We start from the raw sequence: 15,591 nt of genomic DNA on the forward strand, positions 1-15,591 counted from the left end.
TGCAATAACTTGTAGGAGTGAGCCTGCTCGCGATGGCGGACTTTCAGCCAACATCATTGTTGAATGACACGCCGCTTTCGCGAGCAGGCTCGCTCCCACAGGGCCCTCATCGTTTCGGAGAATCCTATGAGCTCGTCGACCTATCCCGCCGCTCAACACGTCATGGTGCTCTACACCGGTGGCACCATCGGCATGCAGGCCAGCGCCAACGGTCTGGCCCCGGCGTCCGGTTTCGAAGCGCGGATGCGCGACTACCTGCACAGTCAGCCTGAGCTGGTAGTGCCGCAGTGGCAATTTCGGGAAATGTCGCCGCTGATCGACAGCGCCAACATGACCCCGGCCTACTGGCAGCAACTGCGCGAAGCGGTGGTCAATGCCGTGGACGTGCAAGGCTGCGACAGCGTGCTGATTCTGCACGGCACCGACACCCTGGCCTACAGCGCGGCGGCGATGAGTTTTCAGTTGCTCGGCCTGCATGCCCGCGTGTGTTTCACCGGTTCGATGCTGCCGGCGGGCGTGACCGACAGTGATGCCTGGGAAAACCTCGGCGGCGCGCTGGTCGCCCTCGGCCAGGGCCTGGCGCCAGGCGTGCACCTGTACTTCCACGGCGAACTGCTGGCACCGACCCGCTGCGCGAAAGTGCGCAGCTTCGGCCGCCATCCGTTCAAACGCCTGGAGCGTCAGGGCGGTGGTGTGAAGGCGCCTTCGATTCCAGGCGCGCTGAACTACAACCAGCCGAAGCAACTGGCGAAAGTCGCGGTGTTGCCGCTGTTTCCCGGCATCAGTGCCGAAGTCCTCGACGGCCTGCTCGACAGCGGCATTCAAGGTCTGGTGCTGGAATGCTACGGCAGCGGGACCGGGCCGAGCGATAACCCCGAGTTCCTCGCCAGCCTTGGCCGTGCACGGGATAACGGCGTGGTGGTGGTGGCAGTGACGCAATGCCATGAAGGCGGGGTAGAGCTGGATGTCTACGAGGCTGGCAGCCGCTTGCGTGGGGTGGGCGTGTTGTCCGGTGGCGGCATGACCCGCGAGGCGGCGTTCGGCAAGTTGCATGGCTTGCTGGGGGCCGGGCTGGAAACGGCTGAAGTGCGACGATTGATCGAACTGGATTTGTGTGGTGAGTTGATCTGAGCACGGCGCTGGATTGCCCCTCACCCTAACCCTCTCCCAGAGGGAGAGGGAACTGACCCTGTTGTCTTGCGCTATACACCGACCTGATAAACAGTGTCGATTATGGATTCGGCGGCGGTGTCTCACGTCGGTGTAGTTCTGCAATATCCCCCGTTCGGCCCCCTCTCCCTCTGGGAGAGGGCTGGGGTGAGGGCCTGCGGCATGCAACTTGCTGCGTTCCAGCCACCTCAAGGCTGGAAGATCCCATGCTCCACTCCCACCTCACCACCCTCAACGCGGTCTCGCTGATCCTCAACACGTTCAAGGCCGAAGGCCTGTCGAGCGAGGCGTTACTGGCCGGCAGCGGCATCGTGGCAGCGGATCTGCAGCGTGCCGATACGCGCATCACCACCCATCAAGAGATGCAGGTCTGCACCAACGCGGTCGCGCTCAAGCGTGACATCGGTCTCGAATTGGGCCGGCGCATGCACGTGTCCTGTTACGGCATGCTCGGTTACGCCCTGCTGACCTGTGCCACCTTCGGTGACGCTTTGCGTCTGGCAATCCGTTATCCGGCGCTGTTGGGCACGTTGTTCGAACTGAGCCTGGAAGACGATGGCGAGCAGGTCTGGTTCGTCGCTGCTGATTACCGTGAAAGCGCGGCGATGGCGGTGTTCAACGCCGAATTCTGTCTGGTGTCCCTGAAAGTCATCTGCGACGACTTGCTCGGCCATTCCCTGCCGCTGCGCGCCACGCGCTTCGAACATGCAGCGCCGGACTACCGCGACAGCTACGCCGAACCCTTTAACTCGCCACTGCACTTCTCGGCCAAAGACAACGCCTTCGCCTTCGACCGCCACTGGCTCGATCAGCCGCTGCCGCTGGCCGACGCGATCACTCATCAGGCCATGGCCGAACGTTGCCGCAAGCAGAATCTTGAGTTCACTGGACGTCAGGCCTGGCTGGGGCGGATTCGTCAGTTGCTCAGCGCACAATTGAATGCCGCGCCGGGGCTCGAGGGGCTCGCGCAGCAAATGAAGTGCTCACCGCGCACCCTGCGCCGGCATTTGAAAGACATGGGCAGCAGCTATCAGGAACTGCTCGATGAACTGCGCTTCGAACGGGCCAAGCAGATGTTGTGTGAGGACCAGTTGCCGATCTATCGGATCGCCGAGACGCTGGGCTTCAGCGAGACCGCGAGTTTCCGTCATGCATTTGTGCGCTGGAGTGGCGTGGCGCCGAGTCAGTTCAGATCCTGAAGATCAAAAGATCGCAGCCTTCGGCAGCTCCTACAGGGATCGGTGAGCTGCCGAAGGCTGCGATCTTTGGTTGTGAGGGGCGAATTGCGGTCAGAGGTTTTGGCCATATCGATCCCCTTTTGGCCGCTCCCGACATTCTCCGATTCAAACTGCGCCGCAACACTGAAAGCCACCGAATCAGCCTTGCGGAGAACAACAAATGCTGACGATCTACTCAGACGATCACCACTTGCACCATGGCCGCTGCGAACTCATCGATGGCCAGCTCAAGCCGTGCTTCGAAATGCCGTCGCGTGCCGACCATGTGCTGCAACGCGTGCAGAAGCAAAACCTCGGTGCGGTCGAAGCGCCGAAGGATTTCGGCCTGGAGCCGATCGCGCGCATTCACAGCCGCGACTATCTGGAATTTTTCAAAGGTGCATGGCAACGCTGGACCGAGTTCAACACCGACGGCGACCTGCTGCCCTACACCTGGCCGGCGCGGACCTTGCGTGCGATCAAACCGACCAGCCTGCACGGCCAGCTCGGTTATTACAGCTTCGACGGCGGCGCGCCGATTACCGCCGGCACCTGGCAAGCGGCCTATAGCGCGGCGCAAGTGGCGCTTACCGCGCAGGCAGAAATCCAGCGTGGCGCACGCGCGGCTTTCGCCCTGTGCCGTCCGCCGGGGCACCATGCCGCCAGCGACTTGATGGGCGGTTATTGCTACCTCAACAACGCCGCCATCGCCGCTCAGGCCTTTCTCGATCAGGGCCACAAGAAAGTCGCGATCCTTGACGTCGACTACCACCATGGCAACGGCACTCAGTCGATTTTCTACGAACGCAGCGACGTCCTGTTCACTTCGATCCACGGCCACCCGGAAGCGGAGTTTCCGTTCTTCCTCGGCTACGACGACGAGCGCGGCGAAGGTGCCGGTGAAGGCTTCAATTTCAACTATCCGCTGCCGGCCGGTTCCGGCTGGGATGTCTGGAGCGCGGCGCTGGATCAGGCCTGCGACGAGATCGATCGCTATGGCGCGGACATCATCGTCGTCTCCCTCGGGGTCGACACGTTCAAGGACGACCCTATCTCGCAGTTCAAACTCGACAGCCCGGATTACCTGGCCATGGGCAAGCGCATCGCCGCCCTCGGCAAGCCGACCCTGTTCGTCATGGAAGGTGGCTACGCGGTGGAGGAAATCGGCATCAACGCAGTGAACGTGCTGGAAGGTTTTGAACAATGAAAAAGCGACTGATCGCCTCGGCGCTGTGCGCGGCCCTGCTAAGCGCTGGCGCCCACGCCGAAGAACGCACGCTGCGCGTCTATAACTGGTTCGACTACATCACGCCCAAGGCGCTGGACGACTTCAAGGCACAGAACAGCCAGACCAAACTGATCTACGACATCTTCGACACCAACGAAGCGCTCGAGGCCAAGCTGCTCACCGGCAACTCCGGCTATGACGTGGTGGTGCCGTCCAACGTGTTCCTCGCCAAGCAGATCGAGGCTGGAGTGTTCCAGCCGCTTGATCGCAGCAAGTTGCCGAACTGGAATCATCTCGATCCGAAGCTGATGAAGCTGATCGAAGCCAATGATCCTGGAAACAAATTTGCCGTGCCGTACATGTACGGCACCATTCTGATCGGCTTCAACCCCACCAAGATCAAAGCAGCCCTGGGCGATAACGCGCCGGTAGACAGTTGGGACCTGATCTTCAAGGAAGAGAACATCAGCAAGCTCAAGCAGTGCGGCGTCGCCCTGCTCGACTCGCCGTCGGAGATTCTGCCGCTGGCCCTGCAACACCTGGGCCTGGACCCCAACAGCAAGAAGCCGGCGGATTACGCCAAGGCCGAAGCGCTGCTGATGAAGATTCGTCCTTACGTGACCTACTTCCATTCGTCCAAGTACATGGCCGACATCGCCAACGGCGACATCTGCGTGGCCGTCGGTTATTCCGGCAGCTTCTCGCAAGCGGCCAACCGCGCCAAGGAAGCGAAAAACGGCGTGGTGGTGGAAATGCGCTTGCCCAAAGAAGGCGCGCCGATCTGGTTCGACATGCTCGCCATTCCCAAGGGCGCGAAGAACACCGAGGACGCCTACACCTTCATCAACTATCTGCTGCAACCGGCGGTGATTGCCCCGGTCAGCGATTTTGTCGGCTATCCGAACCCGAACAAAGACGCCACCGGCCTGGTCGATCCAGCCATTCGCAACAACCCGAACCTGTACCCGACCGACGCGGCAATGAGCACGCTCTACACCTTGCAGCCGCTGCCTCGGGATGCCGAACGCGCACGCACGCGAGCGTGGACGAAAATCAAGTCCGGGACCTGAAACCGGCTCGTTTGCTCAAGACCCGCCTCGGCGGGTCTTTTTTTTGCCTGGCAGCTTTATCTACCGCACGGGTCGCTGTTGCGCCTTTTAACTTGCCCTGCTCCGCCGCCCTTGCGGCGTCCCGACAGAGCAGGAAACCACCATGACCGCCATTCCCAAAGCCAGTGCCGTCGATATCGTGACTCAGCTGGTTACTGGCCCCTCACTGCAGGAAGTCGCTTCAAAAACGCTGCGCGATGCCCTCAAGACGCTGTATCCGAATCTCGACATAGACCCGCGTCTGGCGATGGTCGTGCAACCCACCTGGGCTATTGTGGATGGTCGAGTCGTACCCGATGGGTATCAGGCTGGATCGCTGACCAACGCCCTGGTGCGGCTCGGCCTGTCCGGCACCACGGTGACGTACCTTGATGGCGAGCATTATCTGACCCTGCAACCCGGCATGCCCGCACCCGCGCATCTGCCGGTAAAGATCGATGCCATCGGCCTGTTGCTCAACGAACTGGCGCCACTGCTGTTCATCGCCTACAAGGAGCAGCACGTCGAATACTGGGACGAGTTCACCTACCCCGGGCAACCGCGCTGGCAGCAATTGTCCGAGGCACTGCGCAACCTGTGGAACGTCGATGCCAGCGTCGGCTGGGACGCTGACGAGATCGCCATGGCCCGGGCGATTTTCAAACAGCCCGACCCGCAACAACGCCTGGCCCCCGCCCCGTACTCGGCAAAGGCATATCTGATTGACCTCGATCGCGGTAGCTCCGACAAGCCATCGCACTTGACCCTGGTCGATGCCGCAGTAGTGATCGGCACAATCGCAGACCGCAAGTTGATTCTCACCCACGCGGTCACCCAGGGCTTTCAGCGTTTCGACTCACTGGAGGAACTCGGCGAGGCTCTGCTGCGGATATATGGCGCAAGCGTCTCGGGCGAAGATCTCAAGTGGCGGCTGGTCGAACCCCAGGGCAATTTCTTCGACCAGCAGGCGTGCACGCTGATTTCCATGGAAGCAGATGCCTTGGGCGAAATCAGTTTTTTTCAGGATTCCCCTGGTAAACGCGTCTATCCGCATACCGGCACGGCCGGCAAACCGGCTCAACCGACACCGCGCCTCGAAGCGCACTTCGAGCGTTTGCAGCCGATGCTTCCGGACTGGCTGAACGACGCACTGCCCATGGATCAGACGCGTTACAGCCGGCACCTGCTGGATCTGACAACGCTGCAGCACGAAAACAACGGCAAATCCTTTCAAAGCGAAATCACCAGCCTGCAGGCGTTCACTCGTGCAGCGCTGATCAAACAGATTCTCAAGGAGCAGCCCGGCGCCAAAGACGTGAACATCGACAACATCGAAATCACCATCACCAGTCTCGTGGTCTGGGGCACGTTTGTATTGCCGGGAAATACTCAGGCTCAGACATGGACGCTGACCGAGCTTGCCCTGCAAAACCTCGCAGGCCTGCCGTTGGGCAACAAGACTGTGCGGTACAAGGATGGCAGCCCGGTACCCGAGTGGATGAGCGCGACTTTTCTGGAAAAACTGGTCAGCACGGTCGACATCGGCAAGACCTACCCGGCGCATCTCAAGGCCATGCTGCTAGACGACCCCGTGCAAGCGCCGCTGTTGCAAGGGCTCTACACCAGTCAGCTGCGCATTGAGCTGCCATTGCTGGCGTTGCAGCACAAGATCCGGGGTAGAGCCGGCCTCGATGAATCGGGTTATCGATACGTGGTCGCCGCATTCGCCACGACTGGCGCGGAACGCTACGTCGATGGCGAGGAAATCGTCATTCGCCCATTGGCCTTCGTCGCTCATCGCAGCCGCTCCACCGCAGACACTGTCGACAACATGTATGTCATAGGCCCGCGCGATGCCGACAAAGGACCGTGCGTGCTGTATCGACCGCTGTTCGACAAGACTCTGCTGCAATATCCGGGGCCCGCGAATCTGCTTTTTGCGATCCAGCATTCGCGACATTTGCGTGACTCGGTACTGGCCTGGTTGCCGGACGATGTGCGCTTCAATTACAGCCAGTTCGTCTTCACCGCCAGGCTGCCGTCGGTGTGGACGATCCCGCAACTGATGATCAATCCGACCACTGCGCTGGATATGTCAGGCGCGGTCGCGCTGGGCACTCAGGTGATCGCCAGCGATGTCCTCGCAACCCTGCACGAACGCAACGTCAAGGCGCTTGTCACTCAAGCCGACCGGCAGTCGGTCTCCGATGCAGAAGCACGCTGGGCCTCGCTGAAACAGGGCGGCTGGGTGATGCTCAATGCCGCGCTGCCGTTCCTGGGCCGCAGCGTAGGCACAGCGGCGTGGATCTGGCAGATCATGGATGATCTGCAGGAAATCACCGACGGCGCCAACGAGCAATCGGGGAAGATCGCCTGGACGGCCATCGCCGATATTCTCCTGGCGCTGGGCATGGTGCTCGCCCACCGTGCGGCGGTGGGCGATGCGCCATCGACACCCGTGGCCACGGAGCTCGAAGAGGACGCAGCGACGACCAGACCTGCCGCCAGAATCGTCAAAGCGCTGCGCCAGCCCGATATCACCGGCCCGCAATTGACCCAATTCCATGGCACATCGATCGACAGCATCACGGCGCTGAAGCGATCCCCGACGGCACTCGCCACGCTGTTGGACGGGTTCGAGGTCGGCAAGCCCAAAGCCCTTGGCGCAGCCACCCGGGAAGGCGCGTACCGAGACCTCTACGCCCACGCAGACAAATGGTACGCCCGGGTCGGTGAGCGCTGGTTCGAAGTCGCGCGCAACGTGCATGGCGATGTGCACATCGTCGATACGCGTCAGCCCACCCGACCAGCCGGGCCCAGGCTTGCCTATACCGCCAATGGCCAATGGGTGATAGATCTGCGTTTGCGCCTGCGCGGAGGCGGGCTGGAGGACGGGCGCAAGGTGGCGCAAGGCAAAAAAAACCAGGAGGTGGCCGTATTGTCCGAGCAGATCACCGCGTTCGATTTGACGATGGAGAGCAAAGGCAGCCTTCTCGATACCGAACGCAACAGCCTTCGCGATGCCCCTGCGCAGGCACGCGAACAAGCGCTTGCGCAGTACCTCGCCACGCTCGATTCACAGCACAACGAATATGCCGCGAACATTCAGCTGATCAAGACACTCAACTGCAAGCAATCGATTCCCAACTACCGCACGGTCATGCCGGAGCGGTTGGACATGCAGTTGTTTCTGGGGCAGGAGTGGCTCAGTAATAACGCTTCGGATTACCAGCAACGCGTACTGAGGGTGCAGGCGATACTGGACGACGAACTGCGCGGCGAATCGCAGGCGGTCACCTCTGCGTTCGAACAGTTGAACGATGCCACTCAAACCATTATCGAGAAAATGGAGTCGGCTGAAGCCTGCCTGGATGAACTGACCAGGCTGGGACCTGATGGCCTGGAGATAAAGCAGAAATACAACATCAGCCTGGCGCCCTACCCGCTGGATGATCTGAAGACTCTGCAGATCAGTCTCGGCCAGTACACCTGCATCAAGCCCGGCGATTCCACCGCTCATGTCGAGGCGCAACAAGCGCTGGCCAGTCTGTTCGAAGATGCTGCGCTGAACGTTCAGAGTTCGCGGGACCTGAGCGCCGATGAAAGCCTCAGTGATCTGCGCATACGCATCGACGCCCTGAGTCAGGTGAGCGAACAGTTCGCTTCCGTGGACAAGCGTTTCGATGACCTGGCGAGTGAATATTCCGAACACATACACACGGAACGACTCAGGCAATTGCAGGCGCGCGTGGCCGCATTCAAGGAAAGCGCCGACAATCGACTCGCCGATCTGTTGCGCTACCGGCATCTACTGGTGCCGCAAGCCGGTCCGTCGAGACCCGCAACGTCAGCTTCGAATCGGCAGATCATCAAGACACGCAACAAGGGCACCCTGGTCGGCCAGCGGAAAAAAAGCCTCGACGGCAAGAACACCGATCTGGTCGAAGTCGGTACGGCGCTGACGAGAGTGATCGCGACATTCAAGGAGGAATCGCCAGGTATCTGGGTCGAGCAGAGTGCACGGCCTGCACCGTTGCCTAAAGCCCGGCCCAACCTCAACAAGAGCATCAGCGAAGGGCAGGCATTGATCGACGGGCTGGCGGCGTTTCATCGGCGCATCGAGGCGCGTCTCAAACGCGGCTCGCGCATTCCAGTGGAGGTCGAAGAGGAATACCACAACCACGCCACCCTATTGCGCAAAGCCTGTGCGGCGATCGATGAAGCGTTAACGGCGAGTAACCTCACCGCTGCTCTGCATGAACCGTCCGAAGAGCTCAACCACAAGCTCGACGCTGCGGCTACGACACTGGAGCAAAAAGGCACCAGCACGCGAATCCGCCTGGTCAAGCAACAACTGCCAACAGCTGCCGGGGTCGAGTGGCTCAAGGACAAGGGCGAAGTGAACATCTCGAAAACCCTGACCCGACGGCGTCTGAGGCGCCATCAAAACGATTTTCTCGACGAGTATCAGATTCGTGATGCGCATACCGACAAGGTCCTCTGCTATGCGCATTTCCATTACAGCAGCGTCGACGCGCCCGTTGGTGCATTTGTGCGTGGACATATGAAAACGCTCGCTCAGCACCGCATGGGGGGCGTCGCCGAAATAACGGGTGTGGATAATCAGAGGCTGATTGAAATCCATCGCAGCGAAATTTCCAGTCGCAGCGCCGAAACGCTGTTCTTCAATCTTGCCAAGCCTGCCGCAGACGCGACAGCGCCGCTTTGATCGCAGGCTCTGGTACGGCGGCAAAACCCAGCACCAGGCCGGCGCGCTGATCCATGGGCGTAGTCGAGTCGGGTAACCAGTAGCTGCTCAGGCCGTTGATTTCGACATCGACATCAGCGGCCTGAGCGATCAATTGCTGCTCGCGCGCGATGCTGTCCACGGCGACGGTCAGGTGCAGCCCGGCCGACACGGCGGGCAACTGACCGACACCGGCGATCATCGGCCAGCCTTCGAGCAGGCAGTTGCGCCGGCTCAGCGCAGCCCGGCGCATGCGACGGATATGTCGCTGGAAATGCCCGGCAGCCATGAATTCGGCCATCACCGCTTGGGTGCTGACCTCCGAATGCCGCACATCGACGGCGCGGCGTTGCGCAAACGCGTCGACCAGCGCTGGCGGCAGCACCAGATAACCAAGGCGCAATGCCGGAAAAGCGACCTTTCCGAAGGTGCCGACGTAGAGCACACGCCCCTGACGATCAAGTGCGGCCAACGGCGCCAGCGGTGCGCCGGTGTAGCGGTACTCGCCGTCGTAATCGTCTTCGACGATCCAGCCGCCGACCCGCTCGGCCCAGGCGAGCAATTCCAGACGCCGGGCCAGACTCATCACCACTCCGGTCGGGTACTGATGAGACGGCGTGACATAAGCCACCCGACAATCGCTGAGCCGGGCCATGGCGCTGCAATCGATCCCGTCGCTATCTACCGCCACCCCATGCAATTTCGCCCCCGCCACAGCGAAGGCATGCCCGGCGGCGCGATAGCCCGGATTCTCGATCGCCACCCCGTCCCCCGGCTCGACCAGCAACTGTGCACAAAGGCTGATGCCCTGCTGTGCGCCACTGGTGATCACAATTTGCTCAGCCGTGCACTGCATGCCGCGCGAACTGCGCAAATAGGCAGCGATCATGCTGCGCAGTCGCGCATCACCGGCCGGGTCGCCGTAACACAGCTGCTGCAGATCCGGTTTACGCCAGAAAGCCGCGTTCAGCTTGGCCCAGACCTCGAACGGGAACAGATCAAATGCAGGCACACCCACCCGAAAAGCGCGCGGCGGACCGCTCGGTGGTCGAGGTAAATGGTGCTTTTCAATGCGAGAAAAGCCACCACTGTGGATAACTTTGCTGGATGAATTCACAGGTAAATCCAGCCAATTTGTGGATAAGGCTGTGGGTAAGCCTGTTGACAAGCCTGTGGATGAATTTGTGGATAGTTTTTTCTTCGACGTGGCTGTCTGAGCCAATTGCGCCACGTAAGTACCGTCGCCGACGCGCCCTTCGATAAAGCCCTCGGCATACAACTGATCGTAGGCGCGCACCACGCTGTTACGGGAAATGCCCAGCGCCGAGGCCAGGTCACGGCTGGCCGGCAATCGCGTGCCACTGGCCAGACGTCCATCAAGCACCCGCAGGCGCAAAGACTGATAGAGCTGGCGACTCAGGCCCTGACGGCGATCGAGTTCGATTCCGGCCGGATTGAAAGGCATCGACAAGGGTGGCAGATCGGGCATGGCGAATGGACCTATGAAATGGCTCGGCAATGGCTCTTACAACGGACCAATAGCCTGCCTAGGATGCAGGCATTCGCCAAGGAAAATCTGTCCATGTACACGCCACGCGCCTTTGCCATCGAAGACTTGTCCCAACTGCACGAACTGATCCTCGCCACGCGCCTGGCCATTCTGGTCAGCCACGGTGACAGCGGATTGCAAGCCAGCCACGTGCCGGTGCTGCTGCATCGCGAACAAGGTGAATACGGCACGCTCTACGGCCATCTGGCCAAGGCCAATCCGCAGTGGAAAGACCTGCGTGACGGCGCCGAGGCGATGTTGATCTTCGCCGGACCAGACGCCTACGTAAGCCCGGGCTTCTATCCGAGCAAGGCCGAGCACGGCAAGGTCGTGCCGACCTGGAACTACATCGCCGTGCACGCCTACGGCCAGGCCGAGACCTTCAGTGATGGCGGCCGGTTGCTCGACATTGTCAGCACCCTCACCGACCGTCACGAGGCAGGCCGTGCCCAGCCATGGTCGGTCGACGATGCGCCAGCCGAATACATCGACGGCATGCTCAAGGCCATCGTCGGGTTTGCCATTCCCATCGACCGCCTCGAAGGCAAACGCAAGCTCAGCCAGAACCGCAGCGCCGAAGATATTGCCGGCGTGCGCGAAGGCCTTGCCGCCAGCCCCGACGCCAACGATCAAACCCTCGCCCGCCTGATGCGCTAAGGAAATCCGCATGACTCAGATCGATATTCGCCCGGTCAGCGCCAACGACCACGCCGCTTGGCTGCCGCTATGGCAGGCGTACCTGCGCTTCTACAACACGGAACTGCCGGACGCCGTCACCCAGAGCACCTGGCAGCGCTTGCTCGACCCGAATGAACCGACCCACGCCGCCCTCGCGTGGGCCGATGGCAAAGCATTGGGCATGGTGCATTACATCTATCATCGCTCGAACTGGAGCATCGAAAATTCCTGCTATTTGCAGGATCTGCTGGTGGTGCCGGAAGCCCGTGGCATCGGTGTCGGTCGGCTGTTGATCGAGCATGTCTACGCTACCGCCAAGGCCGATGGTTGCTGCAAAGTCCACTGGCTGACCCATGAAACCAACGCCACGGCGATCCGGCTCTACGAGCGCATTGCCGAACGCCCGGGCTTCATCCAGTTTCGTAAAGCCCTTTAAGGAGACGCGCACATGACTGCTTCACTCGCTGACTGGAAAGGCGTCCCCGCCCCCTCCGCCACGCTGCTCGAAGGCCGTTTCATCCGCCTGGAAAAACTTGACCCGGTACGCCATGCCGAGCAGCTTTACGCCGCTCTCGAAGGTCCGGGTGCTGATCCGAAACTCTGGGATTATCTGCCTTACGGTCCGTTTCGCGAGCGCAGCGCGTTCAACGACTGGCTGAACAATCATGCGGCCAACAGCGACCCGTATTTCTTCAGCGTCATCGACCGTGCGACTGGTCAGGTCCAAGGCATCCTCAGCCTGATGTCGATCGTCCCGGCGCAGGGCCGCATCGAAATCGGCCACGTCACTTTCGGTGCGCCAATGCAGCGCTCGCCGAAAAGCACCGAGGCGGTGTACCTGCTGGCCAAATATTCGTTCGAGCTGGGTTACCGGCGCCTGGAATGGAAGTGCAACAACGGCAACGCCCGCTCCAAATACGCGGCCGAGCGTCTGGGCTTCAGCTTCGAAGGCGTGTTTCGCCAGCACATGGTGGTCAAGGGGCAGAACCGCGATACCGCGTGGTATTCGATTCTGGATGCGGAATGGCCGGCGATTGGTGCAGGGTTCGAGCGCTGGCTGAGCGATGAAAACCAGACGCCTGCTGGCCAACTCAAAGGTCTGGCCGAATGCCGTAGCTGAACTTCACGGATACCCCTGTGGGAGCGAGCCTGCTCGCGAAGGCGCTGTGTCAGTCACTGCAAATGTGGCCTGACTGACCGCTTTCGCGAGCAGGCTCGCTCCCACAATGGGCGGGGTCTTTCTTAACGACGCAGTTCTTGCGCCAGCACCGCAATGTGCTCTGGCCCGATCCCGCAGCAGCCACCCAGATGACTGGCGCCGCGCTGTTGCCAGTCCAGCGCCCAGTGCAGATACCCCGGCGGATCGAGATCGTCACGCAACGGGTCGAGGCCGTCGTTGGCCGTGGCTTCTTTCGGTTGCGGAGGAAACGCGTTGGCATACGCGCCGATATTGATCCTGACGCCGAGACGCTCAAAGGTTGCGCGCGCCGCGTCGATGGCCGCGCCAATCACTTCAGGCTGACTGCAATTGAACAGCAGGGTCTCGACGCCAAGTTCAGCCGCCAGCGCAGCCGCTTCGGCTACCGGCTCACCGGAGCGCAGGCGTGGCACTTCATCGGTGTCTTCATCCTTGAGCGTGAATGAAAGCCAGAACGGTTTGCCGTCCTTCGGCAGCCCGGCGTGGATAGCGCGGGCCTCGACGATCGAGCTTTGCGTTTCTGCCAGCCACAGGTCCACATGTGGCGCCAGACCGTTAACCAAAGGCGTCAACAGTTCGGTCACGCGATCCGCTTCGAACAGATCCGGACGATACGAACCAAACAGCGGCGGCAACGAACCGGCAACACGCACTGGCTTGCCGGATGCCTGCACCGCCCGCCGCGCCAACTCCCCCGCCAGTGCCGCAAGCGCCTGGCCTTCAGCCGCAAAGCGCGCCTCGCCAATGTGAAATGGCACCACCGCGTAACTGTTGCTGGTGATCACGTCGGCGCCGCTGTTGATGTAAGCGGCATGCACCGCCTCGACCGCCTGCGGCGCTTCGCTCAGCGCCAGTGCCGACCACTCGGGCTGGCGAAATGGCGCCCCGGCGCGTTGCAGTTCACGGCCCATGCCGCCATCGAGAATGACCGTACTTGCTGCGCCCATATGCTTTTCACTCATATGCTTATGAAAATAACTCACTATCAGAGTCGTTCTTATAACTATTTAATACGCACCACTCGGTTAATAACAACCTCTTTTTTCAACAGGAAGCGACTGTGAAATTCCAACCGCTATTGGCCCTGGGCCTGACCATTCTGGCCTCCACCCAAGCCTTCGGCGGCGCGACGCTGGACCGCGTCGAACAGAAAAAAGAGCTGGTCGGCGTGCTCATGGAAAGCTATCCGCCCTTCTCGTTTCTCAATGAGCAGAATCAACTCGACGGTTTCGATGTCGACGTTGCCAAAGCGGTGGCGGACAAGCTTGGCGTCAAACTGCGTCTCGAAACGCCGTCCTGGGACGTGATCGCCGCCGGCCGCTGGAGCGGGCGCTACGACATCTGCATCTGCTCGATGACCCCGAGCAAGGCCCGCGCAGAAGTGTTCGACTTCCCGGTCGAGTACTACGCCTCGCCAGCGGTAATCGTGGTCAATGCCAAGGACGATCGCATCCACAGCGCCAAGGATCTGAGCGGCAAAAAAGTCGGCCTGACCAGCGCCTCCAGCTACGAAAGTTATCTGAACAAAAATCTGGTGATCGAAGGCGCCGAGGATACGCAGTTGCAGTATCCGTTCGAGGATGTGCAGATCGCTCCTTATGACACCGACAACGTCGCCTTCCAGGATCTGGGCCTGGGCGCCGGCGTGCGCCTGGATGCAATCCTTACCAATCTGGTCACCGCACAGCCGCGTCTGAATCAGGACCAGCGCTTCAAATTGGCCGGCGAACCGCTGTACTCGGAACCCAACTCGGTGGCCATCGAAAAGGGTGATCCGCAGTGGGACGCCAAGGTGCGCGAGGTTTTCGCCCAGCTGAAACAGGACGGCACTCTGAGCAAGCTGTCGCAGAAATGGATCGGCGCCGACATCAGCCAATGACTTCTTTTCCGACCCCGCCACAGCCACCGCAACCGGTGGCTGAAACACGCCTGCAAAAGCTCTTTGGTTTCCGCACGCGCCTGTACCTGACGTGGGCGGCGCTGTTCTGCCTGTTCGCCGGATTCTTCCTGAGCTTCGACCTGAAGTTCGCGATCATCCTCGACAAACTGCCCAACCTCGTTGGCCTGAAGCTGGCGCCAAACGGCTTCCTGCAAGGCGCAGCGCTGACGCTGTTTCTCTGCGCCTGCTCGATCATCGCCTCGTCGCTGCTCGGTTTCATCACCGCGCTGGCGCGCCTGTCGAGCAGCGCCGTGGCGTTTGGCATCGCCAGTTTCTACACCTCGTTCTTTCGCGGCACGCCATTGCTGATCCAGATCCTGCTGATCTACCTCGGCCTGCCGCAACTGGGCATCGTCCCCGGCGCCATCGTCGCCGGCATCATTGCCCTGTCGCTGAACTATGGCGCCTACCTGAGCGAAATCTTCCGCGCCGGCATCCTCGGCATCGATCACGGCCAACGCGAAGCATCCCTGGCGCTGGGCCTGCGCGAAAGCGTGATCTTCTGGCGCATCACCCTGCCCCAGGCCATGCGCACGATTATCCCGCCGACCACCAACCAGTTCATCTCGATGCTCAAGGACTCGTCGCTGATCTCGGTAATGGGCGTCTGGGAAGTGATGTTTCTCGCCCAGTCCTACGGGCGCTCAAGCTATCGCTACATCGAAATGCTCACCACGGCGGCGATCATCTACTGGCTGATGTCGATCGGGCTGGAGCTGATTCAGGCACGGATGGAGCGGCATTACGGCAAGGCGTATGTGCGCCGTAGTTGAGGTG

At 60.9% G+C, this 15,591-nt stretch carries 12 protein-coding genes; 10 read left to right on the forward strand and 2 right to left on the reverse strand.

Annotation, left to right across the window (positions count from 1 at the left end):
* The first annotated feature begins 126 nt into the window (after positions 1-126).
* The 5 genes from AC0Z5Z_RS02545 (at position 127) to AC0Z5Z_RS02565 (ending at position 9,432) form a co-directional block, all read left to right on the forward strand.
* Positions 127-1,131: an asparaginase gene (locus tag AC0Z5Z_RS02545; RefSeq protein WP_258707356.1), complete on the forward strand. Its 1,005-nt coding sequence runs from the start codon at positions 127-129 to the stop codon at positions 1,129-1,131.
* A gap of 245 nt (positions 1,132-1,376) precedes the next feature.
* A complete protein-coding gene (locus AC0Z5Z_RS02550; protein WP_095181211.1) occupies positions 1,377-2,369 on the forward strand; it encodes an AraC family transcriptional regulator in 993 nt (330 codons plus the stop codon).
* A 199-nt stretch (positions 2,370-2,568) separates the two neighbouring features.
* Positions 2,569-3,594 carry a histone deacetylase family protein gene (locus tag AC0Z5Z_RS02555; protein ID WP_133335582.1) on the forward strand — a complete coding sequence of 342 codons (1,026 nt, stop codon included), beginning with the start codon at positions 2,569-2,571 and terminating at the stop codon, positions 3,592-3,594.
* Positions 3,591-4,685, forward strand: a complete 1,095-nt coding sequence (locus AC0Z5Z_RS02560; protein ID WP_252887027.1) for a polyamine ABC transporter substrate-binding protein — start codon at positions 3,591-3,593, stop codon at positions 4,683-4,685. The genes AC0Z5Z_RS02555 and AC0Z5Z_RS02560 overlap by 4 nt, the downstream gene beginning before the upstream one ends.
* Positions 4,686-4,827: 142 nt before the next feature.
* On the forward strand, positions 4,828-9,432 hold the full coding sequence (locus AC0Z5Z_RS02565) for a dermonecrotic toxin domain-containing protein (RefSeq protein WP_485610651.1): 4,605 nt from the start codon (positions 4,828-4,830) through the stop codon (positions 9,430-9,432).
* Here AC0Z5Z_RS02565 and pdxR read toward each other — a convergent pair.
* Complete coding sequence (gene pdxR / locus AC0Z5Z_RS02570) at positions 9,389-10,939, reverse strand: MocR-like pyridoxine biosynthesis transcription factor PdxR (RefSeq protein WP_485610652.1); 1,551 nt, start codon at positions 10,937-10,939, stop codon at positions 9,389-9,391. The genes AC0Z5Z_RS02565 and pdxR overlap by 44 nt on opposite strands.
* Before the next feature lie 93 nt (positions 10,940-11,032).
* On the opposite strand from pdxR, the gene AC0Z5Z_RS02575 reads away from it, so the two are divergent.
* The 3 genes from AC0Z5Z_RS02575 to AC0Z5Z_RS02585 are packed head-to-tail and all read left to right on the forward strand — an operon-like array spanning position 11,033 to position 12,797.
* A complete protein-coding gene (locus AC0Z5Z_RS02575; protein WP_236167796.1) occupies positions 11,033-11,656 on the forward strand; it encodes an FMN-binding negative transcriptional regulator in 624 nt (207 codons plus the stop codon).
* Positions 11,657-11,666: 10 nt separating this feature from the next.
* Positions 11,667-12,113, forward strand: a complete 447-nt coding sequence (locus AC0Z5Z_RS02580; RefSeq protein ID WP_122698743.1) for a GNAT family N-acetyltransferase — start codon at positions 11,667-11,669, stop codon at positions 12,111-12,113.
* A 12-nt stretch (positions 12,114-12,125) separates the two neighbouring features.
* Positions 12,126-12,797, forward strand: coding sequence for a GNAT family N-acetyltransferase (locus tag AC0Z5Z_RS02585; RefSeq protein ID WP_122698744.1), 672 nt, complete (start codon positions 12,126-12,128; stop codon positions 12,795-12,797).
* Positions 12,798-12,919: 122 nt separating this feature from the next.
* Here AC0Z5Z_RS02585 and AC0Z5Z_RS02590 read toward each other — a convergent pair whose 3' ends face one another.
* The gene (locus AC0Z5Z_RS02590) at positions 12,920-13,822 is read right to left on the reverse strand and encodes a homocysteine S-methyltransferase family protein (RefSeq protein ID WP_305381804.1); all 903 of its coding nucleotides are present in this window, start codon (positions 13,820-13,822) and stop codon (positions 12,920-12,922) included.
* A 113-nt stretch (positions 13,823-13,935) separates the two neighbouring features.
* Here AC0Z5Z_RS02590 and AC0Z5Z_RS02595 point away from each other — a divergent pair, with 113 nt between their 5' ends.
* Both AC0Z5Z_RS02595 and AC0Z5Z_RS02600 read left to right on the forward strand, forming a co-directional pair.
* A complete protein-coding gene (locus AC0Z5Z_RS02595; RefSeq protein ID WP_095181205.1) occupies positions 13,936-14,754 on the forward strand; it encodes an ABC transporter substrate-binding protein in 819 nt (272 codons plus the stop codon).
* Positions 14,751-15,587, forward strand: a complete 837-nt coding sequence (locus AC0Z5Z_RS02600; RefSeq protein ID WP_315435209.1) for an amino acid ABC transporter permease — start codon at positions 14,751-14,753, stop codon at positions 15,585-15,587. Before AC0Z5Z_RS02595 ends, AC0Z5Z_RS02600 begins: the two co-directional genes overlap by 4 nt.
* The last annotated feature ends 4 nt before the right edge of the window (positions 15,588-15,591 follow it).

Source organism: Pseudomonas sp. 1L-E-NC-VB-C3, from assembly GCF_057291535.1.

Coding starts and splice junctions, on each gene's coding strand:
- AC0Z5Z_RS02585 (WP_122698744.1), top strand. CDS start 12,126: ATGACTGCTTCACTCGCTGACTGGAAAGGCGTCCCCGCCCCCTCCGCC.
- AC0Z5Z_RS02590 (WP_305381804.1), bottom strand. CDS start 13,822: ATGGGCGCAGCAAGTACGGTCATTCTCGATGGCGGCATGGGCCGTGAA.
- AC0Z5Z_RS02580 (WP_122698743.1), top strand. CDS start 11,667: ATGACTCAGATCGATATTCGCCCGGTCAGCGCCAACGACCACGCCGCT.
- AC0Z5Z_RS02565 (WP_485610651.1), top strand. CDS start 4,828: ATGACCGCCATTCCCAAAGCCAGTGCCGTCGATATCGTGACTCAGCTG.
- pdxR (WP_485610652.1), bottom strand. CDS start 10,939: ATGCCCGATCTGCCACCCTTGTCGATGCCTTTCAATCCGGCCGGAATC.
- AC0Z5Z_RS02600 (WP_315435209.1), top strand. CDS start 14,751: ATGACTTCTTTTCCGACCCCGCCACAGCCACCGCAACCGGTGGCTGAA.
- AC0Z5Z_RS02575 (WP_236167796.1), top strand. CDS start 11,033: ATGTACACGCCACGCGCCTTTGCCATCGAAGACTTGTCCCAACTGCAC.
- AC0Z5Z_RS02550 (WP_095181211.1), top strand. CDS start 1,377: ATGCTCCACTCCCACCTCACCACCCTCAACGCGGTCTCGCTGATCCTC.
- AC0Z5Z_RS02545 (WP_258707356.1), top strand. CDS start 127: ATGAGCTCGTCGACCTATCCCGCCGCTCAACACGTCATGGTGCTCTAC.
- AC0Z5Z_RS02555 (WP_133335582.1), top strand. CDS start 2,569: ATGCTGACGATCTACTCAGACGATCACCACTTGCACCATGGCCGCTGC.
- AC0Z5Z_RS02560 (WP_252887027.1), top strand. CDS start 3,591: ATGAAAAAGCGACTGATCGCCTCGGCGCTGTGCGCGGCCCTGCTAAGC.